The organism is Roseateles sp. UC29_93 (assembly GCF_042695725.1).
Taxonomy (GTDB): domain Bacteria; phylum Pseudomonadota; class Gammaproteobacteria; order Burkholderiales; family Burkholderiaceae_C; genus Roseateles; species Roseateles noduli_A.
Genome location: NZ_CP170545.1, coordinates 3,712,476 through 3,736,219, shown reverse-complemented (window position 1 = coordinate 3,736,219; position 23,744 = coordinate 3,712,476). Strand labels below are relative to the sequence as shown.

General features: G+C 68.5%; 25 protein-coding genes, 1 other RNA gene and 3 pseudogenes. 12 read left to right on the top strand and 17 right to left on the bottom strand.

The window, feature by feature from the left end; all coding sequences use genetic code 11:
• Positions 1–197 precede the first annotated feature (197 nt).
• From ACFJIX_RS17270 to ACFJIX_RS17250, 5 genes are all read right to left on the bottom strand, one after another.
• The gene (locus ACFJIX_RS17270; protein WP_377153088.1) at positions 198–896 is read right to left on the bottom strand and encodes a hypothetical protein; all 699 of its coding nucleotides are present in this window, start codon (positions 894–896) and stop codon (positions 198–200) included.
• A gap of 123 nt (positions 897–1,019) precedes the next feature.
• Positions 1,020–1,211, bottom strand: a complete 192-nt coding sequence (locus tag ACFJIX_RS17265; RefSeq protein WP_377153086.1) for a hypothetical protein — start codon at positions 1,209–1,211, stop codon at positions 1,020–1,022.
• A gap of 74 nt (positions 1,212–1,285) precedes the next feature.
• A complete protein-coding gene (locus tag ACFJIX_RS17260; RefSeq protein ID WP_377153084.1) occupies positions 1,286–2,131 on the bottom strand; it encodes an SDR family NAD(P)-dependent oxidoreductase in 846 nt (281 codons plus the stop codon).
• 249 nt (positions 2,132–2,380) lie between these two features.
• Positions 2,381–2,704 carry a hypothetical protein gene (locus tag ACFJIX_RS17255; RefSeq protein ID WP_377153082.1) on the bottom strand — a complete coding sequence of 108 codons (324 nt, stop codon included), beginning with the start codon at positions 2,702–2,704 and terminating at the stop codon, positions 2,381–2,383.
• A 161-nt stretch (positions 2,705–2,865) separates the two neighbouring features.
• Positions 2,866–3,387 (bottom strand): deoxycytidylate deaminase, encoded by a 522-nt coding sequence (locus ACFJIX_RS17250; RefSeq protein WP_377153080.1) that lies wholly within the window; start codon positions 3,385–3,387, stop codon positions 2,866–2,868.
• 191 nt (positions 3,388–3,578) lie between these two features.
• On the opposite strand from ACFJIX_RS17250, the gene ACFJIX_RS17245 reads away from it, so the two are divergent.
• Both ACFJIX_RS17245 and ACFJIX_RS17240 read left to right on the top strand, forming a co-directional pair.
• Entirely contained in the window at positions 3,579–4,766 is a 1,188-nt protein-coding gene (locus ACFJIX_RS17245) for an epoxide hydrolase family protein (RefSeq protein ID WP_377153078.1), read from the top strand.
• Positions 4,747–5,439 carry a helix-turn-helix domain-containing protein gene (locus tag ACFJIX_RS17240; RefSeq protein WP_377153076.1) on the top strand — a complete coding sequence of 231 codons (693 nt, stop codon included), beginning with the start codon at positions 4,747–4,749 and terminating at the stop codon, positions 5,437–5,439. The genes ACFJIX_RS17245 and ACFJIX_RS17240 overlap by 20 nt, the downstream gene beginning before the upstream one ends.
• Positions 5,440–5,576: 137 nt before the next feature.
• Here the strand turns inward: ACFJIX_RS17240 and rnhA are convergent, their stop codons facing one another.
• Together rnhA and ACFJIX_RS17230 are read right to left on the bottom strand one after the other, a co-directional pair.
• Entirely contained in the window at positions 5,577–6,065 is a 489-nt protein-coding gene (gene rnhA, locus ACFJIX_RS17235) for a ribonuclease HI (RefSeq protein ID WP_377153074.1), read from the bottom strand.
• Positions 6,066–6,140: 75 nt separating this feature from the next.
• The gene (locus ACFJIX_RS17230) at positions 6,141–7,091 is read right to left on the bottom strand and encodes a class I SAM-dependent methyltransferase (protein WP_377153072.1); all 951 of its coding nucleotides are present in this window, start codon (positions 7,089–7,091) and stop codon (positions 6,141–6,143) included.
• Positions 7,092–7,117: 26 nt separating this feature from the next.
• On the opposite strand from ACFJIX_RS17230, the pseudogene gloB reads away from it, so the two are divergent.
• Positions 7,118–7,904: pseudogene (gene gloB, locus ACFJIX_RS17225) on the top strand (hydroxyacylglutathione hydrolase).
• Positions 7,905–8,051: 147 nt separating this feature from the next.
• The gene (locus tag ACFJIX_RS17220) at positions 8,052–9,677 is read left to right on the top strand and encodes a transglycosylase SLT domain-containing protein (RefSeq protein WP_377153070.1); all 1,626 of its coding nucleotides are present in this window, start codon (positions 8,052–8,054) and stop codon (positions 9,675–9,677) included.
• A gap of 68 nt (positions 9,678–9,745) precedes the next feature.
• Here the strand turns inward: ACFJIX_RS17220 and ACFJIX_RS17215 are convergent, their stop codons facing one another.
• Positions 9,746–10,453: a DUF3313 domain-containing protein gene (locus tag ACFJIX_RS17215; RefSeq protein ID WP_377153068.1), complete on the bottom strand. Its 708-nt coding sequence runs from the start codon at positions 10,451–10,453 to the stop codon at positions 9,746–9,748.
• A gap of 255 nt (positions 10,454–10,708) precedes the next feature.
• Here ACFJIX_RS17215 and ACFJIX_RS17210 point away from each other — a divergent pair, with 255 nt between their 5' ends.
• On the top strand, positions 10,709–11,347 hold the full coding sequence (locus tag ACFJIX_RS17210; RefSeq protein ID WP_377153065.1) for a TetR/AcrR family transcriptional regulator: 639 nt from the start codon (positions 10,709–10,711) through the stop codon (positions 11,345–11,347).
• Positions 11,348–11,399: 52 nt separating this feature from the next.
• Here the strand turns inward: ACFJIX_RS17210 and ACFJIX_RS17205 are convergent, their stop codons facing one another.
• From ACFJIX_RS17205 to dnaX, 5 genes and pseudogenes are all read right to left on the bottom strand, one after another.
• Positions 11,400–11,789 carry an MAPEG family protein gene (locus ACFJIX_RS17205; protein ID WP_377153063.1) on the bottom strand — a complete coding sequence of 130 codons (390 nt, stop codon included), beginning with the start codon at positions 11,787–11,789 and terminating at the stop codon, positions 11,400–11,402.
• Positions 11,790–11,862: 73 nt separating this feature from the next.
• Positions 11,863–12,451: pseudogene (gene recR, locus ACFJIX_RS17200) on the bottom strand (recombination mediator RecR).
• Between the two features lie 34 nt (positions 12,452–12,485).
• Positions 12,486–12,812: a YbaB/EbfC family nucleoid-associated protein gene (locus ACFJIX_RS17195; RefSeq protein WP_377153060.1), complete on the bottom strand. Its 327-nt coding sequence runs from the start codon at positions 12,810–12,812 to the stop codon at positions 12,486–12,488.
• Between the two features lie 179 nt (positions 12,813–12,991).
• The gene (locus ACFJIX_RS17190) at positions 12,992–13,519 is read right to left on the bottom strand and encodes a DNA polymerase III subunit gamma/tau C-terminal domain-containing protein (RefSeq protein WP_377161823.1); all 528 of its coding nucleotides are present in this window, start codon (positions 13,517–13,519) and stop codon (positions 12,992–12,994) included.
• A 244-nt stretch (positions 13,520–13,763) separates the two neighbouring features.
• Positions 13,764–15,248, bottom strand: a pseudogene (dnaX, locus tag ACFJIX_RS17185) (DNA polymerase III subunit gamma/tau); the annotation flags it as partial.
• Between the two features lie 108 nt (positions 15,249–15,356).
• On the opposite strand from dnaX, the gene ACFJIX_RS17180 reads away from it, so the two are divergent.
• On the top strand, positions 15,357–16,481 hold the full coding sequence (locus ACFJIX_RS17180) for an AIR synthase-related protein (protein WP_331613085.1): 1,125 nt from the start codon (positions 15,357–15,359) through the stop codon (positions 16,479–16,481).
• Between the two features lie 49 nt (positions 16,482–16,530).
• Here ACFJIX_RS17180 and ACFJIX_RS17175 read toward each other — a convergent pair whose 3' ends face one another.
• Together ACFJIX_RS17175 and ACFJIX_RS17170 are read right to left on the bottom strand one after the other, a co-directional pair.
• Positions 16,531–16,935, bottom strand: coding sequence for a hypothetical protein (locus ACFJIX_RS17175; protein ID WP_377153057.1), 405 nt, complete (start codon positions 16,933–16,935; stop codon positions 16,531–16,533).
• Between the two features lie 10 nt (positions 16,936–16,945).
• Positions 16,946–17,500 (bottom strand): hypothetical protein, encoded by a 555-nt coding sequence (locus tag ACFJIX_RS17170; protein WP_377153055.1) that lies wholly within the window; start codon positions 17,498–17,500, stop codon positions 16,946–16,948.
• A gap of 162 nt (positions 17,501–17,662) precedes the next feature.
• On the opposite strand from ACFJIX_RS17170, the gene ACFJIX_RS17165 reads away from it, so the two are divergent.
• On the top strand, positions 17,663–18,040 hold the full coding sequence (locus ACFJIX_RS17165) for a SirB2 family protein (RefSeq protein ID WP_377153053.1): 378 nt from the start codon (positions 17,663–17,665) through the stop codon (positions 18,038–18,040).
• Between the two features lie 114 nt (positions 18,041–18,154).
• Complete coding sequence (locus tag ACFJIX_RS17160; RefSeq protein ID WP_377153051.1) at positions 18,155–18,940, top strand: methyltransferase domain-containing protein; 786 nt, start codon at positions 18,155–18,157, stop codon at positions 18,938–18,940.
• Here the strand turns inward: ACFJIX_RS17160 and ACFJIX_RS17155 are convergent.
• Together ACFJIX_RS17155 and ACFJIX_RS17150 are read right to left on the bottom strand one after the other, a co-directional pair.
• Positions 18,930–19,841, bottom strand: a complete 912-nt coding sequence (locus ACFJIX_RS17155) for an alpha/beta hydrolase (protein WP_377153048.1) — start codon at positions 19,839–19,841, stop codon at positions 18,930–18,932. The genes ACFJIX_RS17160 and ACFJIX_RS17155 overlap by 11 nt on opposite strands.
• Before the next feature lie 4 nt (positions 19,842–19,845).
• The gene (locus ACFJIX_RS17150) at positions 19,846–20,268 is read right to left on the bottom strand and encodes a hypothetical protein (protein ID WP_377153046.1); all 423 of its coding nucleotides are present in this window, start codon (positions 20,266–20,268) and stop codon (positions 19,846–19,848) included.
• Positions 20,269–20,562: 294 nt separating this feature from the next.
• Here ACFJIX_RS17150 and ffs point away from each other — a divergent pair.
• From ffs to ACFJIX_RS17130, 4 genes are all read left to right on the top strand, one after another.
• Positions 20,563–20,660: signal recognition particle sRNA small type (ffs, locus tag ACFJIX_RS17145), an RNA gene on the top strand.
• A 118-nt stretch (positions 20,661–20,778) separates the two neighbouring features.
• A complete protein-coding gene (locus ACFJIX_RS17140; protein ID WP_377153044.1) occupies positions 20,779–22,038 on the top strand; it encodes a tyrosine-type recombinase/integrase in 1,260 nt (419 codons plus the stop codon).
• Positions 22,039–22,580: 542 nt separating this feature from the next.
• Positions 22,581–23,003: a DUF1810 domain-containing protein gene (locus ACFJIX_RS17135; protein ID WP_377153042.1), complete on the top strand. Its 423-nt coding sequence runs from the start codon at positions 22,581–22,583 to the stop codon at positions 23,001–23,003.
• Positions 23,004–23,039: 36 nt separating this feature from the next.
• Positions 23,040–23,735 (top strand): hypothetical protein, encoded by a 696-nt coding sequence (locus ACFJIX_RS17130; protein WP_377153040.1) that lies wholly within the window; start codon positions 23,040–23,042, stop codon positions 23,733–23,735.
• Positions 23,736–23,744: the final 9 nt, after the last annotated feature.

The window sequence follows — 23,744 nt, the reverse complement described above, 5'->3', positions numbered from 1 at the left end:
TGGTCCGCGCTACGTCGCACTGTCCGCAGGCGTCTGATGCGCCCGGTACCGGCCAGTTCCTCCCTGACAAACGGCGTGGATTCTGCCGCAATCGTGCGCGCCGCACCAGGACCTCCAAGGAGGGATGACAGGTGTCAGCACGCCTTCATGGGGTCATGACTTGCGCGCCACCCGCAGCCGCCGCATCACCGGCTCATTCAGCTGCTTCGCCAGCGCATTCCACTTCGCGCTGACCTTGTCGATCTTCGCCAGCAGCGGCTGCGCGGTCGCGTCGTCGCCGCGGCCCAGCGCCCAGATCGCGTATTCCGCCCAGGCTTCGACGCTGCCGAAGCGCTCGGAGGCGGATTCGAATCGGCGCGCGCCTCCACGGTGCGGTCCAGCGCCGCCAGCGATCGCGCCGTCAGCAGCGACACCGCCTCGGCGCGGAAGTCGGCCTTCTCGGCGCGCATCGATGCCAGGTGTTCCAGCGCCTGAGCCGCCTGTCCGGCCGCGAGGAAGGCGCGAGCCGCGCCGAGCCGGATCTCCAGATCCTTCGCGAACGGGCCGCGCAGGCACGCCTGGAACTGCTCGGCGGACTGCGCCGCTTCGCCGGCTTCCAACAGCGCGGTGGCCAGGCGCATCTGGTTCTGCGCGGTCGGCGTCTCGTCGAAGGCGATGCGCGCCTCGCGCAGTTCCCGACCCGGATCCATTGCGCGGCCGGCCGCGCGCACGGCGCGCTTGGCGCTGCGCTCGACCCGCGAGTGCGGCACCACGAAAACCAGCAGGTAGACAAGGCTGCCCAGCAGCGGGAAAGAGAACAGGATGATCAGCCAGTACAGCTGTCCCCCGTTGCGCACGACGTGAACGGCGCAGAACAGCGCCAGCAGAATGTGAACACCCAATCCGACGAATGGCATCGCCTTTTCCTCCCGAGTTCGATCGCCTTGTTGGCTTTTTTGCGACCGCGGATTCTGCACTCGGGAGATGAAGGCGCCAAGACGGCAGAAGGTAACTGTTCAGCGTCCTCTTCAGCGTCTTCTTCAGCGCTTGGGCGGTCGCGCGCGATCGTCCCGGCTGTCGCGGTCCTGCTGCTCGTGATGGGCTCGATCGACCTCGCCATCACCTTCCGGGCCCTTCTGGCCCGTCTCGCCGACGCGGTGGTCCTCGTCGTCGTGCTCGAGCCCGCCGTAGAGGCCGGGCGGGAAGTCTCGGGGAGAGCGCGGTGTGTTCATGCGGTCCTCCTGAAGTGGTCGTCCGATCTTAGCCATCGGGTCGTCGCCCTGATGGCGACTCAGAATCGTCCGTCTCAGCAGTGCTCCCAGAAGCGCTCATTCCACGGTCGGAGATCCAGCTCGCTGGTCCATGCAGACTTCGGCTGTCGATGGAGGAACAACAGCGTCTCCGCAATGTGGTGCGGCTCCGATTGTGGATGGGTACGTCGCTCGCCTTCCTGGATGTCGGCGTCGATCATCACGTGAGCCACGTGAACGCCTCGCGGCCACATCTCGCGGGCGAGCACCTGCGCGAGACCGCGCTGTCCGAATTTTCCGGCGACAAGATTCAGGTGCCCTGCCCGCCCGATGACCGACGACGTCGAACCGACCAGCAGCAGCGTGCCCCGCCCCGCCTCGGCCATCGCCCGGCATGCCAGGCGAGAGACCAGGAAGGCGCCGAAGCAGTTGTGGCGCAGGCCCTCTTCGAAGGCGGGCACTTCGATGTCGTCGATCGTGCCGGGACCGAAGCTCTGCAGTGCGTAGATCACCAACGATGGCGCGCCGAAGTCGCGCTCGAATCGCGCGAAGGCTTTGTCGACGGAGGTCTCCAGCGTCACGTCGCAAGCATAGGCGTGATGTCGACGACCGCCTCCCGGCAATCGATCCAGCAGCCCCTGCAGGCGCCCAGCGTTGCGCGACACGACGCCAAGCCGGAAGCCCTCGCCATCCAGTCGCTCCATGAGCGCTTCGCCCAATCCAGGCCCGACCCCGAACAGCAGCGCGCTGGGCGGCGACAGCGGCTCGGCAGGACGCTCAGCCTGTCGCTCGACAGGCGCGACCGGTTCCCGGACTGCGCCGGCATCGAAGGCCGCCCGGCCAGTTCTCCTCGTCCTCGATCGGACCAGCCGTGTCGACCGCCCCCATTGGAAGGTCAACATGAGCGGCCCCATGGCCACCCTGCGCTGAATCTTCAGCGCCCTCCAGATCGTCGTGAGCATGATTTTTTTCGCTCCATCCCTGACCACCTCAGCCTAGCGAAGCGACCTGACGTGCGCCACGCCTAATCAAGGGGAAGTCGATGCGCCGACACGAACGACCGAGCATTGAAATGCCAGAAGCGCAAAGCGAAAACGACAAAGGCGCCTCGCGGGCGCCTTCGGTTCGGGATCGAGGAACGGAACGTCGGCTCAGTGCACCAGGCCGATCCATTCTCCGCGGCGCTGGTAGGCGTCGAACAGTTCTTGCGCGGCCGCCTGCAGCCGCGCGTCGCCGCGGGCATGCGCGGTGTTCAGGCGCTCCAGCGCGTAGAGGCGGTCGTACAGCATGCGCGTCGGTTGCAGGGTCAGGCCGTGTCCGGCCATCAGGTCCTGCAGTGCGAAGAGCTCGTCCATGCTGGCCGTGCCGGCCACCGTCAGGCCGAGATCCGGCACCAGTCCCCAGGGAGCCTGGGCGGTTTCGGGCATCAGGTGCGGCGGGATGGTGGTGTGCATGGCGGCCTCGGAACGATTCATGTCGGCGTGGGAAGGATCATGAATCGGGCCGAAAAAACTTGAGCGGGAAAAGCGGGGTCTTTCCCGGTCAGTTCATCGGATCACCCGTCGGAGCGATCCTTCGAAGCGACCGTCGGACCCATCGCCCCCTCGCACGGCTTCCGCCAGCCGCCGGGCACCGCTCAGGTCCGCGGCTTGGCGATGAAGCCCGACAGGTCGGTGCACCAGACGGCCGCCGGCACGTCGAGCTCGTTGAGCGCCAGCACGTCGATCCGAGCGTCGGTCAGCATCTTGGCCGAGGCCGTGTTGAGGCCGATCTGGTGGTCCTTCTTCTCCAGGTAGACCACCCGCTGGATGCCCACCTGGATGATGGACTGCACGCAGCGCGGGCACGGGTACTGCGTCGTGTAGATGGTGCTGCCGGTCAGCGGCAGCACGACGCAGTTGAGGATCGCGTTGACCTCCGCATGCACGATGTAGCTGTGGCGCGAGTTGGCCGGATCGGCGTCATCGTCGGACCAGTAGGCGGGGTCGTTGTCGTCGCAGCCGCGCGGCAGGCCGTTGTAGCCCACCCCGACGATCTTGTAGTCCGCGCTGGCGATGCAGGCGCCGTTGCGCTTGCGGCTGTCCTTGGAACGGGCGCTGGCCAGCAGGGCCACACCCATGAACATCGAATGCCAGTCGATCAGCGGTTGGTTGTCCATGACGGGAGCGGGAACGCGGAGGTCCAGGAAGGCGGAGAAGTGTAGTGGAGCGGTCGGGGCGCCGTGGCACGCGGGACGTCGACCCGGCGAAGCCATCGCGGAGCGGGCGAACCGCCGCGTCGGTTTTCTACAAGACCCGGCCGCGGCCTTGTCCGACAGTGAGGCCATTCCCACCCCGCCAAGGAGCCGCCATGAACACCGCCATCCATTCGTTCCGGATCGAGATCGCCGACTCGCAGATCGACGACCTTCGCGCCCGCCTCGCCGCCACGCGCTGGCCGCAGCCGGTCGTGCGCGATTTCAGCCACGGCCAGGCCGTGTCGCTGGTGCGCGAACTGGCCGACTACTGGCGCGACGGCTTCGACTGGCGCGCTCAGGAAGCGCGCCTGAACGCGCTGCCGCAATTCACGACGGAGATCGACGGCCAGACCCTCCACTTCATCCACGTGAAGTCGCCGGAAGCGGAAGCCTTCCCGCTGATCCTGACGCACGGCTGGCCGAGCTCCCCGGCCGAGTACCTGGACCTCATCGGTCCGCTGACGGACCCGCGCGGCCACGGCCGCGACGATGCGCCGGCCTTCGACCTGGTCATCCCGTCGGTGCCGGGCATGGGCTTGTCGTCGCCACTGGCGGCTGCGGGCTGGGATGCCGCCCGCACCGCGGCCGCCTGGGACACCTTGATGAAGCGCCTCGGCTACGAGCGCTACGGCGCGCAGGGGGGCGACGTCGGCGCGCTGGTCGCTCGGGAGATGGGCATCCTCGCGCCGGAAGGTTTGGCTGGCGTCCACGTCCAGCAGATCTTCGCGTTCCCCGCCGGCACGCCCGACGAAATGCAAGGCCTGACCCCGTTCGAGATGGCGGGGTTCGAGCGCCTGAACTACTTCAGGAAGTACGCCGGTTATGTCGACATCCAGTCCAAGCGGCCGGGCACCCTCGCCTTCGGCCTGGTGGATTCGCCGGCGGCGCTGCTGGCCTGGAACGCCGAGCTGTTCTTCGGCTTCGAAGGAGAACGCGCCGCCGAGGTCGACCGCGACCGCTTCCTCACCCACCTGTCGCTCTACTGGTTCACCGGCACCGGCGGGCAGGCGGCCGAGATGTACTTCGCCAACGCCGCCAGCGGCGCGGGCTCTCGCGACCTGCCCAATCACACGCCGACCGCCGTGGCCGTGTTCCCCGATGACTTCCGCTCGGTCCGAAGCTTCGCGGCGCGCTCGCATACCCGGCTGCTACAGTGGACCGAGATGCCACGCGGCGGTCACTTCGCCAACGAAACGGACCCGCAACTGGTCGTGGACGACCTGCGCCGATTCTTCGGCGCGCTGCGGGCGCAAGCGTCCCGAACACCCCGAGAGGGTCTGGATGGAAGGACCGATCGCTGAGGAGGAGCGTCCGGCGGATTCGCCCCTGGTGGCGAAGGTCCGCCGTGTCCGGCATCTCGCGGACAACCATGAGACCGCCTTGCCCGACGGTTCGTGGGACCTGCTGTTCGTGCGCCGCGGCGACGGTCCGGTGATGGTGATCCAGACCGGCCAGATCACCGCTCCGCTCACGATCGACAACCGCGCGGGCGACGAGATCCTCAGCATCGCCTTCAAGACCGATGTCTACATGCCGCGCCTGCCCGGGCGGCTGATGGTCGGCCAGGGCGTGGTCTGCCCGGTCGACCGGGAGGGTCGCTTCCACCTCGGCGACGAGCGCTTCGAGATCCCCCGCTTCGACAACGCCGAGCAGCTCGTGGCGGCGCTGGCGCGCCAGGGCGTGCTGGAGCGGGATCCGGTCGTCCTGCGGGCGCTGCAGGGCGCGCGGCAACGGCTCGACGAACGCAGCATCCAGCGGCACTTCGCGGAGGTGGCGGGGCTCGGTCTCAAGACGCTGCAGCAGATCGCGCGGGCCCACCAGGCCGCGGAGCTGCTTCGCCAGGGGTGGACCGCGTCGCAGGTCGCTGCCGAGCTCGGCTTCTCCGATCAGGCGCACATGAGCCACTCGCTGAAGCGGCTGCTCGGGAAGACGCCGCGAGAGATCGCGCAAGGACCGTTGCCAGCGGTACGTTGAATGCGCCCATCCACTTCGGGATGTTGCATTTCCTAGGTACTTGCGGACTTGTACATGGCGTTTCCAACACGCGCGCCCATCGAGCGCCTCGGCAGCGCGGCATGGCGCTGCGCTGCGCTGATGGACAAGCCTGCGGGCTACTTGGCGACCAGCACACCCCTGTTCGCCAACGCATCCGCGCGCTCGTTGCCCGGATCGCCGGCGTGGCCCTTGACCCAGCGCCACTCGACCGTGTGCAGCTTGCGCAGCGCCTCCAGGCGCTGCCACAGGTCGGCGTTCTTCACCGGCTTGCCGTCCGCCGTCTTCCAGCCGCGGCGCTGCCAGCCCGAGATCCACTCGGTCATGCCCTTGCGGACGTACTCGCTGTCCGTGTAGATCACGATGTTGCAGCTGCGCTTGAGCGAGGTCAGCGCCTCGATCACCGCCGTCAGCTCCATGCGGTTGTTCGTCGTGTTGCGCTCGCCGCCGAACAGTTCCTTCTCGTGGTCGCCGCTCTTGAGCCACGCGCCCCAGCCGCCCGGGCCCGGGTTGCCCTTGCAGGCGCCGTCGGTGTAGATGACGACGGGCGGCTTGGCGATCTTCGGCGCGGCGGGAGCGGGATCAGGAGAAGCGGAGGTATCGGTCATGAAGGAGTCGGAAAGGAACTGGAACGTCGAAGTCAGGTCGGGATCACGCGCCCGACAGCCGGGATGGCGTGAGGATCAATCGACCTCGGCATCGTCGCGATGATGATGGTGATGGTGGACCGCCGCGACCGCCGGAGCGGTCTTGGCGGCGCGCTTCTTGCCGCGCGCCAGGCCGATCAGCCGCATGCCGTGCACGCGCTTGACCGCGATCACGCCATACAGCGCGCCAAGCACCGTCCACCACTTGCCACCGGGCTTCTCGATCCACTGCCAGCGCGCGAGCCACGCATCGCTGAGCAGCGGCGGCCGGTAGCAACCGAACTGCGCGCGTTCGACGTCGAAGGACAGCAGCCGCAGCCAGTCGCGCAAGCGCCAGTAGCCGAGGTACTCGCGCTCCTCCGGCAGGTAGAGCCGCGGCGGGCGGCCCAGCATGCGGCCGTTGACGCGGGCGAGATTCTGCCTCACCGCCCACAGGCTGGCGGGGTTCATGCCGAGGATCACGACGCGCCCCTCGGGACGCAGCACGCGCTCCACCTCGCGCAGGCAACGGTGCGGGTCGGCCGCCTGTTCCAGCGTGTGCGGCAGCAGCACCAGGTCCAGGCTGTTGGACTCGAACGGCAGCGCATCGAATTCGCAATAGACCGCCGCGCGGCCCGCGCCGTTCAGGCCCGGGGCGAGTTCGGCCTGCGGCTCGGGCTGGTACTCCAGCGGATGGACGCTCAGTCCCTGCCGCGGCGGGCCGGCGACGCCGTCCTCGAAGGGCCGGTGGTTCAGCGCCAGCCAGCGGTTGGTCATGCGGTTGGTCCGCAGGCCGTGCAGTTGCGGGAAGCCGAGCTGCAGCGCGTGATACCCGAACCAGTCGATGACGGCGGCATCGATGAAGCGCTGTTCCCACGCGAGCAGGTAGCGCCCGGCAGGCGTGCGCAACCAGTGCGCGAACTCCGCCGCGGCGGTGTCCGGCCGGAAGTGCGCCTCTACAATCGGCGGCTTCTCGTCGCTGTCGTCGTCCTGGCCCGGAGTCTTCATCGCTGGGACCTGATCCCCTTGCCTGCATGAACCTGGTCGCCGTTCCCGCCTTCACAGACAACTATCTCTGGCTGCTGCATGACGGCCGGTCGGCGCTCGTGGTCGACCCGGGCGACGCCGCACCGGTGAAGGAGGCGCTGCGCTCGCTGGGACTGGACCTGCAGGGCATTCTAGTGACCCATCACCATGCCGATCATGTCGGCGGCCTGCGCGAGTTGATGCCCTTGCTGGCCGAAGGCGCAAGGATCTGGGGGGCCCGCTGGCGAAAGCATGCCAGTGCCCGTCGAACCGTTGAGCGAAGGCGACCGCTTCAAGGTCCTCGGCCAGGCTGTCGACGTGCTCGACGTCCCCGGTCACACCGCCGGTCACATCGCTTTCGTGTTGAAGCAGCCCACCGATGGCGGCGCGCCGATCCTGTTCTGCGGCGACACGCTGTTCTCCGCCGGCTGCGGCCGGCTCTTCGAGGGCACGCCCGCGCAGATGCACGAGTCGCTGTCCAAGCTCGCGGCGCTCCCCGGGGAAACCCGCGTTTGCTGTGCGCACGAGTACACCTTGTCGAATCTGCGTTTTGCTCGCACAGTCGAGCCCCAGAACGAGGCGGTCGCGCGCCACGAGGCCTGGTGTCTGGCCCAGCGCGAGCAGTCGCTGCCCACCCTGCCCTCCACCATCGCCGTGGAGCTCCAGATCAACCCCTTCCTGCGCTGCGACCACGCCGCCGTCCGCGAGGCCGCCCAGCGCCGCGATCCGCGCGTCACCTCGCAGCCGGTCTCGGTCCTGGCCGGACTGCGTCAATGGAAGAATGAATTTCGCTGAGCCTCCGATGCATCGACACCTGACCCCGCCCCGCACGACCGCCCGTTCCCACCGCGCCGCGACCGGCGCGGACGCCGCCTCCCCCCTTCCGCCCACAGCACCGCGAAACGTCCCGCGCTGACGCTGATCGCCGCGCTGCTGCCGCTGGTGCTGGCCGCCTGCGCGACGAACGCGCCGCGGGCCGACAACCAGGAAGCCCAGGCGGTCGCGCAGCAGACGATGCAGGCGGTCGAGTCCGCGGCCTCCGCCGTCCCGTCGCCGGCCACGCCGGTGGCGCGCGTCGCCACCGCGCCGGAAGAGAAGCTGGACGTGCTGCTCGAGGACAACCTGAACCCCGGCGAGAAGGTCGACCTCGACGCCCCGAAGACGCACGTCGACCTGTGGGCGCGGATGCGCGCCGGCATGGCGATGCCCGAACTCGACAACGACCTGGTCCGCAAGGCCGAGGACTGGTACAGCAGCCGGCCCGACTACGTCGCGCGCATGACCGGCCGCGGCAGCCTCTACCTCTATCACGTGGTCGAGGAAGTCCAGAAGCGCGGCATGCCGATGGAGCTGGCGCTGCTGCCCTTCGTCGAGAGCGCGTTCCGCAACGACGCGCAGTCCAGCGCGAAGGCCGTCGGCATGTGGCAATTCATGCCCGCCACGGGTCGTGACTTCGACCTGAAGCAGAACATCTTCCGCGACGACCGCCGCGACGTGCTGGCCTCGACCAAGGCGGCACTGGACTACCTGCAGCGCCTGAACAAGCTGTTCGACGGCGACTGGCAGCTGGCGCTGGCCGCCTACAACTGGGGCCAGGGCAACGTCAGCAAGGCAGTCGCGCGCAACCAGAAGGCCGGCCTGCCGATCGACTACGACAGCCTGCGCATGCCCGACGAGACGCGCTACTACCTGCCCAAGCTGCAGGCGGTGAAGAACATCGTGATGCGCCCCGAGGCCTACGGCCTGGAGCTGCCGGCGGTGGCGAACCATCCGTACTTCCTGTCGGTCAACATCGACCGCGACATGGACGTCACGCGCGCCGCGCAGCTGGCCGAACTGGACGAGGAGACCTTCCGCCAGTTCAACCCGTCGATGAACAAGCCGGTGATCCTGGCGGCCAGCAGCGGCCAGCTGCTGCTGCCCTACGACAACGCCAGCACCTTCGTCGCCAACCTCGAGAAGCACCGCGGCCCGCTGGCGTCGTGGACGGCCTGGGTCGTGCCGAAGACGATGAAGCCGGCGGATGCCGCGAAGCAGGTCGGCATGAGCGAGACCGGCCTGCGCGAGATCAACCGCATCCCGGCGCGGATGCTGGTGACCAAGGGCTCGACGCTGCTGGTGCCGCGCACCGCGTCGCGCGACCAGGACGTGTCCGAGCACCTGGCCGACAACGCCCGCATCGGCTTCGCGCCCGACGTGCCGCCGATGCGCCGCGTCACGCTCAAGGCCAACAAGGGCGACACGGTGGCCAGCATCGCGCGCCGCTACCGCCTGGGCACGACGCAGCTGGCGCAGTGGAACCGCGTCAGCACCAAGGCCACTTTCAAGCCGGGCCAGCAGGTCGTCGCCTACGTGCGTGAAGGCCAGCAGCTCGCCGCGGCGGAAGCGTCGTCCGCGCCGACGAAGTCCTCGTCGAGCAAGACGATGAAGTCGGCGAAGGTCACCAAGGTCGCGTCGAGCGCGGCCAACAAGCCGGCCAAGGCCGGCGCGAAGACCCGCAGCGCCAAGGTCGCCGCCAGCGATGGCAAGGGCGCTCGCACCGTGGCGACGAAGACGGCCCTGCGCTGATCCACGGCGCGCGCCAGGAGAAGAACGGGCGCTCGATCGAGCGCCCGTCGTTCATCGGGAATCGCCGGTCACCGCAACTGCGCCAGCAGGTCCTCCGCGCCCTTGTCGATGCCGACCCGGGCCGCGTCGAGCCTGCCGAAGGTGGCACCCAGGTTCCACGCGTTGGGGTACTGCTTGGTGACGTAGGCCCCAAGCAACTCCTGCGTCGAGGCATCCAGGATCTCCACCGCGTACGAGATCGAGCCGGTGAACGCGCCTTCCTTGCCGCGAACCGCCTGCACCGCGTTGTACGGTCCGCCCGCCAGGTCGAACCGGGTGAAGGTGCTGACGACCCGCGTGGTCGTCTTCGCGCCGGTCAAGGTCAGGCGCACGAGCAGCGTGCCGACGTCGGGAACGGTCGTCAGCCTGAACCGCTGCTTCAACTCCGCGGCGAAGACCCGCCGCATCTCACCCGCCAGCACGGCCTTGTCGTCGTCCGAGATGTCCTCGAACTGATGGTCGGCGCCTCGATACACGATCACCGGGTCCACGATGACCGAGCCGTACTGCCCCCAGTCCACGGTCCTGGGCAGGCGGTAAGGCACATGTCCGCTGTCGTCGGCAGGGTTGGGACGGAGCTCGGGCGTGGACGCCAGGCCGGCATAGGGATAGGGCTGCGGGCTGGCGCAGCCGGTCGACACCGCGGCCACGACGGCCAGCAGGATCAGGCGGCGCAGGGGCAGGCCACGCAGGAAGAGCCCGCGCGGGACGAGGCGGCAAGTGGGAAAACGGGTCATCGGATCACCTTCAAGAATGGGTGGGGGCACACAGTCCGTGTCGTTCGGAGACGTGTCAGCGACGCGCGCCGCGCCGCCTCGGCCGCTTGCGCGGCAACAGCAGCAGCAGCCACAACCCCAGAAGGTCGATCAGGTGCAGGAAGTAGCTCAGCATCGGGCGCTCCAATACAATACGGTACGGATCCGTACGGTATTGAAGCGGCCGTTATGGTGTCAAGTTAAATGTACAGATCCGTACTGTTTTGGAGATCAACGATGCGAGTGAGGACCCAGGCAAGACGGGAATCCATCATCGAAGCCGCTGTCGAGCTCTTCGAGGAAGCGGGGTACGAAGGGACGTCGATGAGCGAACTGGCGCGGCGGCTCGGCGGATCGAAGGCCACGCTCTACGGCTATTTCCCGTCCAAGGAGGAGCTGTTCGTCGCCGTGGTGGAAGCCTTCGCCACGGCGCATCTGGCGGAAGCCACGGCGATCGTCGAGGCGGCGATCGACGGCGGCCCGGCGCTCGCGCCGCTACTGACGAAGGCGGGCACCTGCGTGCTGCAGGTGATGCTCAACGACCGTCGCGCGATCCTGGTCTACCGGATGGTGATGGCGGAAGCAGGCCGATCGGACCTGGGTCCCCTGTTCCACCGCGCGGGTCCCCAGCAGCTTGTCGACGCCCTGACCCGGCTGTTCGCCGAGGCCATGCAGCGCGGCGTCATCCGCAAACTGGATCCGACGATCACGGCGATGCAGTTCATGTCGCTGCTGACCGCGGAGACGGGGCAGCGCTTGTATGAGAGAAGCCCGCGCCAGATGTCGCGCGCCGAGATCGAGCAGCGCGCGATGCGCGCCGTCGACATGTTCCTGGGCGGCGCGAAGCCACGGGACGAAGCTCGCCCCGAGCGCTGAATCGCATCGTCAGGCGAAGGTCGGGCGAAGGTCGGGCGAGGGTCAGCCTAAGTCAGGCGAAGAACAGCGCCACGCTGAGCGCCGTGCCGACCGCCCAGGCGAGGCTGCGCAGGCTCGGCTGGTCGGCGATGTAGAGCGCGACATACACGACGCGCGTGACCACGAAAGCGATCGCCAGCAGGTCGATGCGCGACTGCGCGTGCTGCATCTGCTGCGCGGCCAGCACGCCGGCGATGAACAGCGGCAGCGATTCGAAGCTGTTGGCCTGCGCCGCGTTCGCGCGGGCCTGCCAGCCGCCCTGCCGCGTCAGCCAGCCACGCGGGTCGTGATTGTCGAAGCCGCCGTCGCGGCGGCGCTTGCCGAAGCCCTTGGACTTGGCCAGCGCGGCGCACAGCACCGGCATCAGGCACGCGACGATCAGACAGTAGTTGGCGATGGTCATGGGGTATCCCTCACCGGGTCGGGAGGCGGTGCGTCGACGGTCCGCATCAGGGGGTCGCGCCGGAGCTGATGCGTCAGGTGGACCGGCGATCCACCAGCGCATGCGCGATGGTGCCGAGGTCGACGTACTCGAGCTCGCTGCCCACCGGCACGCCGCGCGCCAGCCGTGTGCTGCGCAGGCCGCGCGCGCGGGAGCGCCTCGGCCAGCACATGCGCGGTCGCCTCGCCTTCGGCGGTGAAGCTGGTGGCGAGGATCACCTCCTCCACCTGCCCGTCGGCCGCGCGCTCCAGCAGTTGATCGACGCCGATCTCGCGCGTGGACACGCCATCCAGCGGACTGATCCGGCCCTGCAGCACGAAGTAGTAGCCGAAGTAGGAGGCGGTGCGCTCCATCGCGGCCTGGTCGGCCGGCGACTCGACCACGCACAGCAGCCGCGCGTCGCGCTGCCGGTCCGAGCAGATCGGGCACAGCGGCGCTTCGCTGAAGGTGTGGCACCGCTCGCAATGCCGCACGTTGGTCGCCGCGGACTGCAGCGCGCGGGCCAGCGCGTCGGCGCCGGCGCGGTCGTGCTGCAGCAGGTGGTAGGCCATGCGTTGGGCCGACTTCTGGCCCACGCCGGGCAGGCGCCGCAGGGCCTCGATCAATTGCTCGAGCGCGGTCACCGCAGTCCGATCCGATCGATGATCAGAACGGCGCTCAGAACGGGAACTTCATGCCCGGGGGCATGGGCATGCCGGCGGTCAGCTTGCCCATCTTCTCCGAGCTGACTTCCTCGGCGCGGCGCACGGCGTCGTTGAACGCGGCGGCGACGAGGTCCTCCAGCATGTCCTTGTCATCGGCCAGCAGGCTGGGGTCGATGGCGACGCGCTTGACGTCGTGCTTGCAGGTCATCGTGACCTTCACCAGGCCGGCGCCGGACTGGCCTTCGACCTCGATGTTGGCGAGCTCGTCCTGCGCCTTCTTCAGGTTGTCCTGCATCGCCTGCGCCTGCTTCATCAGGCCTGCGAGTTGACCCTTCATCATGATCGTGATTCCTTGTTCAGAGATTCAATGGGGCGGTGGAGGGCCGCCCCGGAGATGACCCGGAGGTCGATGCGATGGGCGGGATTGTCGCCCACGACGCGCGCCTGCGCTGGCGCCTCGTCGTGGGGTCCTGCGATCGGCCGTCTGCGGTCGAAGGTCGGCGGTCCGCGGCCGGATCTTCAGACCGGCTTGATCGAGCCCGGCAGGATCCGCGCCGTCTTGAACTGCGCGAGCAGCTGCTGGACTTCCGGATCTTCCAGGATGATGGACTCCGCCTGCCGCTGGCGGGCGCGCGTGGCCTGCGTGTCGCGCAGCGCGGGCGAATCGGACGCGCGGCCGGCTTCGATGTCGACCCGCACCGGCTTGCCGACGAAGCCCGCGAGCACCGACTGCAGCTTCTCCAGCAGGCCGGGTTGGCGCAGCGATTCGCGCTCGACGCGGAAGCGCCAGCGTTGCGGCTCGGCGGTCTCGTCGATCTCCAGGCATTCGGCCTGCAGCGCCAGCTCGCGCGCCAGCGCGTTCAGGCCCAGTTGGGGCACGACGGCGTACCAGCGCTCGCCCAGCGACGTCGGCACGAGCTCGACCTCTTCGATCGCAGTCGACACGTAGATGCCGTTGCCGCCCCCCGCTGCCGCCGCCTGAATCGCCGGACGACGGCATCGGATCGTCCATGTCCGGCATCGACATGCCGACGGACGCTTCCTCATCGGACGGCGGCGGCACGTCCATCCACGGCGGCGGACCGTCGTCATCGTGCGGCGGGGACAGGTCCTCGGGCTCCTCGCCGTCGGCCTCGGCCTTCGCGGCAGGCAGCGGCGCGGCGCGCGGGCGCAGGCGCTCGCTGAAACGGGTCGCGGGCGCACCCGCGGTGGCGGCGCGCAACGGACCCGACGGAGCGGGTGCGCGCGGCGCTGTCTGCACTGGCGTCGGCGCTGGTGCCGGCACGGGTTCAGGGGCAGGTGCCGCCGCCACCGGTGTCGGCGCGGGCGCAGGCGCATGCTCAGGCGGCCGCGCAACGGCAGGCTCTGCAAGCTCCGCAGGCGCCGGCGCAGCGGCGTGAGGCGGCGCTTCAGCGACTGCGGCCGTGGCCGCCGGAGCGGGCGACTCGGGGGCCGGCGCCGCTGCGGGCGCTTCCGCAGGCTCGGGTTCGGGTTCGGGCGCCGCCGCTTCGGCGACGCGCGGCACGGCGGGCGCCGGAGCAGGCGCGACCGGCAGCGGTGCCGCGGCTTGCGGCGCGGGCGCGGCGGGCGGACGAGCGACCGGCGCGGCGCTCGCTGCAGAGGCCGGTGCGGGACGCGCCGCGCCTTCGGGCGCCGACGGCTGACGCGCGCCCTGCCCGTTCGGCCGGAACGCCATCATGCGCAGCAGCACCATCGTGAGACCGGCGTACTCGTCCGGCGCCAGAGGCAGCTCCTGCCGGCCATGCAGCGCCATGCTGTACATCAACTGGATCTCATCCGCCGGCAGTTGGCCCGCCAGCGGCAGCAGTTCGGCCAGGTCGGGATCGCCCGCGTCGAGCGCGCCCGGCGCCGCCTGCGCGACCGCCAGATGCTGCAGCGCGACCGCCAGATCCTCCAGCGTGCCGCCCGCCGACAGGCCCATGTCTCGCAACCGGTCCGACGCGCCGACCAGCGAGGCGCCATCGCCCGCGATCAACGCGTTCAGGATGCCCAGCACATGGCCGCGGTCGACGCTGCCCAGCATCTGGCGCACGCCGGCTTCCTTGAGTTCGCCGGAGCCGAAGGCGATCGCCTGGTCAGTCAGCGACAGCGCATCGCGCATCGAGCCGCGCGCGGCGCGGGCGAGCAGGCGCAGGGCGCCGGGCTCGTTCGGGACGTGCTCGTTGGAGAGCACGCGCGTCAGGTGCTCCAGCACCGTCTGCGGCGCCATCGGGCGCAGGTTGAACTGCAGGCAGCGCGACAGCACGGTCACCGGGACCTTCTGCGGATCGGTCGTCGCCAGCACGAACTTCAGGTACTCGGGCGGCTCCTCCAGCGTCTTCAGCATCGCGTTGAAGGCGGTGTTCGAGAGCATGTGCACTTCGTCGATCATGTAGACCTTGAAGCGCCCGATGACCGGCTTGTAGACGGCCTGGTCCAGCAGCTGGGAGATCTCCTCCACGCCGCGGTTGGAGGCGGCATCCAGCTCGACGTAGTCGACGAAGCGGCCGGCGTCGATGTCGCGGCAGGCGTCGCAGACGTTGCAGGGCTGGGCGGTGATGCCGCCGGTGCCGTCCGGTCCGACGCAGTTCAGCGACTTGGCCAGGATCCGCGACACCGAGGTCTTGCCGACGCCCCGCGTGCCGGTGAACAGATAGGCGTGGTGCAGGCGCTGCTGCGTCAGCGCGTTGGCCAGGGCCTGCACGACGTGTTCCTGACCCATCAGCTCCTCGAACGTGCGGGAGCGGTACTTGCGTGCGAGGACCTGGTAACTCATGGCGGGGCATTCTACGGGGGCGGCTTGGCACGCCCGGGACGGGTGGCGGCGGGAACGCGTCCGGGTTTGTCAGGAGAGGCGTTCGGCGCTGACGGATAATCCGCGCCCATGAGCACCCCGCACGATCCCTCCTCCGGCACGCTGAGCTACGAACAGGCCGGCGTCAACTACGACCTGATCGACCCGCTGAAGATCAGCGCCCAGCGCGCCGCGGCCGCGACCGCCGGCCACCTGAGCGCCCACGGCTTCACCGAGGTGAAGGCATCGCGCGGCGAGTCGGCGTACGTCGTCGACGTGGGTCCGTTCTACATCGCGTCGATCGTCGAGTGCCTGGGCACGAAGACGCTGGTGGCCGACGAGATGGCGACGCTGACCGGCAAGAGCTACTACGACGGCATCGCGCAGGACACGATCGCGATGGCGGTGAACGACCTGATCACGGTTGGCGCGACGCCGCTGGTGGTGCAGGCCTACTGGGCCGCGGGCGGCTCGGACTGGTTCGGCGACGCGCAGCGCGCGCAGGCGCTGGTGGCGGGCTGGAAGAAGGCCTGCGACGTCTGCCAGGTCGCCTGGGGCGGTGGCGAGACGCCGGCGCTGGCGGGCATCGTCGAAGGCGGCCGCATCGACCTGGCCGCGTCCTGCACCGGCCTGATCAATCCGAAGGAACGCCTGTCGGTCGGCGACAAGCTGGGCGCGGGCGACGCGATCGTGCTGCTGGCCTCGTCGGGCATCCACGCCAACGGCCTGAGCCTGGCGCGCAAGCTGACGGAGCGCCTGCCGCAGGGCTACCTGACCGAGGTGCAGCCGGGCCTGACCTACGGCGACGCGCTGCTGGCGCCGACGGCGCTGTACTCGCCGGTGACCGAGGCGCTGTACAAGGCCGGCATCACGCCGCACTACTGCGCCAACATCACGGGCCACGGCTGGCGCAAGCTGCTGCGCCACCCCGGCAAGTTCACGTACCGCATCCACACGGTGCCGCCGGTGACGCCGGTGCTGAAGTTCATCCAGGACCACGCGCAGCAGGACGACCGCGAGGCCTATTCGACGCTGAACATGGGCGCCGGTTTCGCCATCTTCGTGAAGGCGGACCAGGCGGCGAAGGTGGTGGAGATCGCCAAGGCCTGCGGCATCGACGCATGGGACGCAGGCCGCGTCGAGGATGGCGAGAAGCAGTTGTTGATCGAGCCGCTGGACATCCGCTTCGGGGATGACGATCTGCAACTGCGCTGAGCGGGGTCAGGTCTGAAGGAATGAAGGGCGCTGAGGCGCCCTTCGTCGTTCATGCAGGTGGATTTGTGGTCGCGACCTTGTTTCCTCGTTCGAGGCGGTACTTCTCGCGGCCCGCGATCACCTGGAGCTGGGCGCGGATCTGACGGGACCGCCTCATTGCGTCATCGGTGTCCTGTTGACTCACATGGCGATCGGTCGCGTAATCAGCGTCGTTCCTGCTCTCGCGCAGCAGTCGCAAGTTCTTGGCCAGTGCCTTCTCCCCTTCTCGCTCGTAGTGCTCCAGCGTCCATCGATGAACCTTGGGATGCCGATCAGAAATGTTCGCCATGTCGCGCGCCCTCAGGAACACACCATAGTAGGCGCGGGACACTGCACTGCGGTTGCTCGCTTCGTCGTTTCGCGTCAACAAGTGTTGCGCGACGACAAGGACCTCATCAGGATCGAAAACTGTCATTGCGCTGTCCTCACCTCACCAGATGGCGGTCCTCATAGCGACCGGGGCAGGTACGGACCAACGCTGTCAGCCAGAGGCGATCTATTGCCGGCACCGTCGTGTGCAATGCTTCAAATGCCTCAACCTCCGCGTAGGGGTAGCCAGAAGTCGGCGGATAGCCGAAGAGCGTGAACATCAAGAGCAGGTCGTACTCCTCGGGATCCCTTTTCACATGGACACTGATCTGCCGCCCCCCCGCGCACCGGGCGAGCTCTCGGTCGACCGTATCGAAGTCCTCGCGCTGCAGATGCGGATGCTTGCGGGCGAACCAGTCGATGATGTCTTCGTAGTCTTGCGTGCCACGCAAGGCCTGGAGGTCATAAGGCCATTCGCCGGGCACGCAGGGGTTCATCCACGGACGGAAGAGATACGGCGCCTGGGACTTGCTGTGCACCCACACTGGTCGCGCACGACCGGTGGCGTGCGACTCCAGCGCCGCCATCTGTGGCGCTTCCATGATTTCAACTTGCTGCAACATCGCTGCTTGCCTTTCCATCACCGACCCACGTCGATGCAATGCGCTCATTCTCGGAATCGAGAGGCGTTCTGCCATGACTCAAAGTTGTGGGCGGCGGGGGATGCGGAGAGGGCCCTCTTCCGAGGGAAGTCGGGGGATTTGCCGGGCGCCCTGCCCGCCTCGCGTTCCCCAGGTTGACATCCCCCCGCCGGGTGACGAAGCTCCCCGGTCATGGACTGGTTCTACGGCCCGATGGTCAAGATGCATGCGCTGCTGGCGTGGTGCAGCATCGGGCTGTTCCTCGTCCGCGGGCTGGCGCATCAGTTCGGCGCCGCGTGGGTGGCGGACGAGCGGCTGCGCACGCTGGTGTTCAGCAGCCACGTGCTGATCGTCGTGTCCGGCCTGAGCCTGTGGGGCGCGCTGCACCACGACCCGCGCTACGAGCCCTGGATGACGGCGAAGTTCATCGCGCTGGGCGTCTACTTCGCGACCGGGCACTGGGCCTTCGGGCGCGGGGAGTTCCGCATCCTCGGCTACGTGCTCGCGCTGGTGGCGCTCGCGTATGTGATGGCGGTGTCGGTGACGCGTCAGGTCTTGCTCGGGCTCTGAGACGCGCCTCGATCGGTCGAGGAATCGGCGCTGGACGGCTGCTCGGTCGACGGGCGATCACGCCGACGACGCGGGCTTGACGCCGCCTCGCCCAGCCGGGCGTAGGATCGTCCGATGCCCTCGAACACCCCCATCCACGACGCCGCGCAGCGCGGCTACACGAGCGCCTCCGACAACTACCAGCGCGGTCGCCCCGAGTACCCCGACGCCCTCGCCGGTTGGCTGGGCGAGGCGCTCGGCGTCCAGGCGGGCGCGCGGGTCCTCGATCTCGGCGCGGGCACCGGCAAGTTCACGAAGCTGCTGGCGCGCACCGGCGCGACGGTGACGGCGGTCGAGCCAGTCGACGCGATGCGCGCGCGTCTCTCGGAAAGCCTGCCCGGCGTGCGCGCGCTCGCGGGCACGGCGGAGGCGATCCCGCTGGCCGACGGCGATGCGGACGTGCTCGTCTGCGCCCAGGCCTTCCACTGGTTCGCGAACGACCGGGCGCTGCGAGAGATGCATCGTGTGCTGCGGCCCGGCGGACGACTGGGCCTGATCTGGAACGTGCGGGACGAATCGCGCGACTGGGTCGCCGAGATCACCGAGATCGTCACCCCCTACGAGGGCGATGCGCCGCGCTTCTACAAGGGCACGTGGAAGCAGCCCTTCGAGGGTCAGTCGCTCTTCGGACCGCTGCGGCGGACGGTGCTTCCGCACAGCCACGTGGGAACGTTCGAGCAAGTGGTGCTCGACCGCATCCTGTCGGTGAGTTTCATCGCCGCGCTGCCGGAGGCGGAACAAGCGATCGTCGCGGATCGGCTGCGTGCCTTGAAGGATCGCTACGCGGAACTGCGCGCGCCGACGATCGCGTTCCCCTACGCCACCGAGGCGTGGCTCGCGGAGCGGCTCGTCACGGCGTGAACGCGGCCGCCAGGTCGGGGACGCAGGTGGGACTCTCCAGACGGTTCGCGAGGAACGCGGAGACCCGCCTCGTGTAGTCCTCGGGCGCGAAGTCGAACAGGTCCACATGGGCCGCGCCCGGGACCATCCACAAGGACTTGGGTTCGGCGGCGGCGGCGAAGAGCCGCTGCGTCTCCGCGGCGGTGGTGTGTCGGTCGTTGCTGCCGGAGATCACCAGCAGCGGCGCGTGCAATTCGGCGATGTGGTCGATCGGGCGCAGTTGCTGCGCGGTAATGTCGAGCTGAAGCGGCAACTGCGACAGCAGCAGCGGCGACAGTCCGCCGGCCCAATCGCCGAGATGCAGCTTGAGGCGGTCGGAGACCGCGTCCTCGATCGTCGGGTACATCGATTCCAGCACCACGGCGTCGATCCGCGGCCGGTCTCGCGCCAGCACGGTCGACGCGGCGCCCAGCGAGACGCCGATGACGCCGCGCCGCTCGCAAGGCGCCTCCTTGGCGAGGAACTCGAGCGCGGCGACGACGGCTTCGGACTCGCGCCAGCCGAAGGTGATGGCGGTGCCGCCGCTCTCACCGTGGCCGGGCAGGTCGATCAACAGCGCGCCGCGTCCCTGCCGATGCAGCAGCTGCGCGCGTCGCAGCATCTGGCGGCGATCGCCGCGCACGCCGTGCAGCAGCAGGACGGTGCCGAGGCCGGGACGACCGGGGCTCCACCAGCCCGACACGAGCACGTCGGAGGACGTCACCAGCTGGATCTGCCGCGCCTGCAGCACCGGCGGCGGCGCGCCGATCGTGCGGAAAGCCGGTGCGGCGAGTTCCCGACCTGCGAGCCAGAGCGCCCCCACACCGAGGACGGCGAGCGCGACGATCACAAGGAGGATCCGCGCCAGCCGTCTCATCGTCATCCGATCAGACCAGCTTCCAGCCGGCCAGCCAGAGTTGGTGGACGGCGGCGGCGTGGAGTTCGCGACGCAGGGCGGCGGGACGTTCGCCGGGCCGCGCGACGCGCGGCGAGCTGAGCCACTGCGGGCCGACCTCGCGCGAGAAGCGGGCGCGCCCATGGCGATCGGCGCGCAGCAGCGCGAGGCGCCAGGCGGCGTTCAGGCGATGGGATTGGCCGTCGTCGGCGAGCGCGCCGATCCAGTCGTCGGCCTGGAGGCGGAACGCGGCCTTGAGCAGTTCGAGGTCGGACGGGAAGCGGGAGAACTCGGCGACCGGTTCGCCCCAGGGGTCGCGCAGGGTACGCGGGGGCTGGGCGGGCGCGGTGGTGGTGGCGCGAGCGGCGCGGCGGCGGGACAGCAGCGAATCGAACTGGGCGAGACGAGCGGACATGAAAAAACTCCGAGAGCCCACAGAGATCACCGGCGTTTGCCGGCCCGGGGGGCAGTCGGAGCCGCAACGCTTTAGCCGCATTTGTTGATCGCCCGCAAGTAGTTGGTAAATCGGCGATGGCACTGGAGGGCTGGCGCCCGCGAGGTCCGGAGCGGATTTAACCACAGGCGCGACGGGTGAGTCGACGGCGGGGCGGTGTTGTTCGCACGCGGGTCGCACGGCGAGAGGTGCGCGACGGCACGAACGGGGGCGGCTCGTCCGGAGCCCCTCGAAAGCTCGGATAGAATGCGAGGTGACGGGCCTCCTCGCATGGAAGCGCGGCCAACCGGGTCAGATGGGGAACCAAGCAGCCCTAACCGTTGTGACCAGTGCCGAGGGTAAGGCTCGTCAACCTCATCTAACAAAAGGCTTAAGAATCAAGCATTTAGCGTCGTGATGACGTCGGATGCAGGCCTTTTGTATCACTTGCTGTGTCACTTCTGGGTCTCAGGTCTTCACTTGGAGATCCCGATGTCGACCCTGACCGGCCTGTTTTCTCGCGGCCCCAGCTTCTACCTGCGCGTCGTGCTGCCCCTGGACCATCCGGGGCGGTCGCGCTATCGCAGCGGACGCGTCGTGCTGTCCCTGGGGGCCTGCAGCCGCCGCGAAGCGATCAGCAAGGGCATCATGCTGCGCGCTGAAGTCCTTCGCGGGGAACTGCCTCCAACGGCATCGGCGGGCCATCCCACTGCCACTGGGCAACTCCTGCCCCTCCCGGCAGCTTCGGGCAACTACGCAACCACCCTGCCTCCCGCGGCGCCCCCGCCGGCATACCTGCGCGAAGTTTTCGGCAAATGGACTGAGGCCAAGTCCCGCAACAAGGACACCGTCGCAGCCTGCAAACGGGCCTTGGCGCTCTTCGAACAGCAGACCGGCAACCCTCCCCTTGCCGCGCTCTCGCGGGCCCATGGCGTCGAGTTCCGGGCTTGGCTGCAGCACCCCGATCGCGCCACTACGAGCAAGACGGCGCACGACCGCATGACCTGGGTGAAGTCGCTGCTGAAGTTCGCCCATGTCGAGCTGGAGCTGATCCACCGCCAGCCGTGGGAAGGCCTGGACATCGACGCGACGACCACGAACCGTCGACGACCATGGACGCCGGACGAGTTGAACAGCCTTATCGGGGCCCCGCTTCATGCCTGCTACGCCCTCCCCACCGACATCAAGAGCGGCGGCGCTGCGGCCTACTGGGTCCCATTGCTGGGCATGTTCAGCGGCGCCCGCATCAGCGAACTGATACAGCTGCGGCGTCAGGACATCGAGACAGTGAACGGGATGCTGGTCATGAACATCACCGATGACGGCGAAGACCTGCGGGTGAAGACCAGCGCCGCCGTCCGCAAGGTTCCGGTGCACAGCGAGCTGATCCGCCTGGGATTCGGTGAGTACGTGGACAGGATTGTCTCGCCAGAGGATCCGCTGTGGCCTGACGTCCCCCGCCGCGATGGAAAGACCGGCGGCTACTTCAGCCACTGGTTTGGGCTGCACCGTCGCGAACTGGGCATGGGGCGCTACCCCGACTTTCATTGCTTCCGACATACGGTGCGCAGTGCACTTGCGAATGGAGATGTGGCCGAACCGTTGATCGACGCATTGCTGGGTCACGAAGCAAAGGGCAGCACCGGAGCACGCGTCTACACGCATCGAGCATTGGTAGACCTGCATGCCGCCATCGAGAAGATTTGCTATCCGGAAGTCGTCGTCCCACGCGTCTACTGCAGTCGACTGTAGAGCGCCACATTGCTACGACAGATGTTGATATCACGTCCCATTCGGGACGACTGCATCGTCACCTCCGCCTCCGCAAGCAGAGAGCGGGATGGACGCCGTCACAGCGAGCGGCGCCGTCAAGATCGCAAGACGGGCAAGCACGAGCAATCGACGGATCATTTCCGCCACCCGGGGCATTTGCCGTTCTTGTCCCTGGGTCCTCCCGGGCCACCTCGCGAGCCACATCCACCGCCATTGCCTCCACCTGGACTCGACGGCGCATGACGCCGACTGCCCCCTCCGCCTCGTCGGCCCTTGGCCTCAACACTGCCGACGGCTATCGCCAACAGGCCGCCGAGCAGCAGCCGGCGGCGGGAAATGGTCTGTGCCATATCGCTTCTCCCTCACTGGAGAGTGCAGTCTCAGTTCCAGGGGCAGCGCTGGAAGCGGTAGAACCCTTGAGTTCCCCGCTGAATCTCATCAATCCAGGGGAGGATCCGGTTCCGAGAAGATCGCCGGTGCGCCTTGCTAGAGTTCGAACGAAGCAAAGGAATGAAGCAGATATGTCTTCGCCTCACGACCTTCAACGTTTCCTGGACGCTCAAGCTCCGCAAATCGCCGACGTCCTCGCCGAACTGAAACGCGGCCGCAAGCTCAGCCACTGGATGTGGTACTTCTTCCCGCAGCTGCGCGGGCTGGGCGTGAGCAGCACCGCGCAGTTCTACGGGATCCAGTCGCTGGATGAGGCGATCGCCTATCTCGACCACGAAGTCCTCGGGCCGCGTCTGCGCGAGTGCGTCGCGCTGATGAACACCCACCGCAACAAGACCGCCGAGCAGATCCTCGGTTCCGTGGACGCGATGAAGTTCCGCTCGTCGCTGACGCTCTTCGCGAAGGCATCGGGCGACGAGGCCGTGTTCATCGGGGCGCTGGACCGCTACTTCGACGGCCAGCCGGATCAGCGCACGCTGGATCTCCTGCGCTGACGGCGCTCCGCTGCCTCCGGCATCACGCTTCTTTCCATGACTATCGACCGCCCCTTGCGCAACATCGCTCTGCTGATTGCGGCCGCCTGCTGCGCCACCTTCGTACACAGCGCCCCGACGCCGGCCGCCGAGCGGGCCGCCAGCACCTGCAACTTCGGCGCCTTCGTCGCCGAGACCGATCCCGCCGGACTCAACGTCCGCGCCGCGCCGAACGCCACCGCCAAGGTCCTCGGCAAGCTGCCGCCCACCTTCGTCGAAGCCTCGATGAACTACGGCGTGCGCGTCGAAGTCGAGGTCGTCGGCGCGCGCAATGGCTGGTTCCTGATCCGCAACGCCAGCGACAACGAGGCTTTGACCGATCGCCCGGCGCGTCCGATGTTCTCGGGCGAAGGCTGGGTCAGCGGCCGCAAGCTGACCGTGAAGTCGCAGGCCGATGTCGGTCGCGCCCGGCCGAGCGCGAAGGCGGCCGCCGTGCTGCGCATCGGCGACAACGAGACCTTCGACAACGACGTCGTCGTCGCGGCCGGACGCCTCGCGGACTGCAACGGCAAGTGGGCCCAGGTGGAGTTCGCCGACCAGCGTTTCCCCGCCAAGGATCGAAGCTCGCTGAAGATCGACGCCGCCGCGCGCGCCGGCCTGCCGCCGAGCCGGTTCCGGGCCTGGGTGGACCGGATCTGCGGGATCCAGGAAACCAGCTGCGACGGACTCGCCGCAGGCGACCCCGCGCCCTGAGGTCGGCGC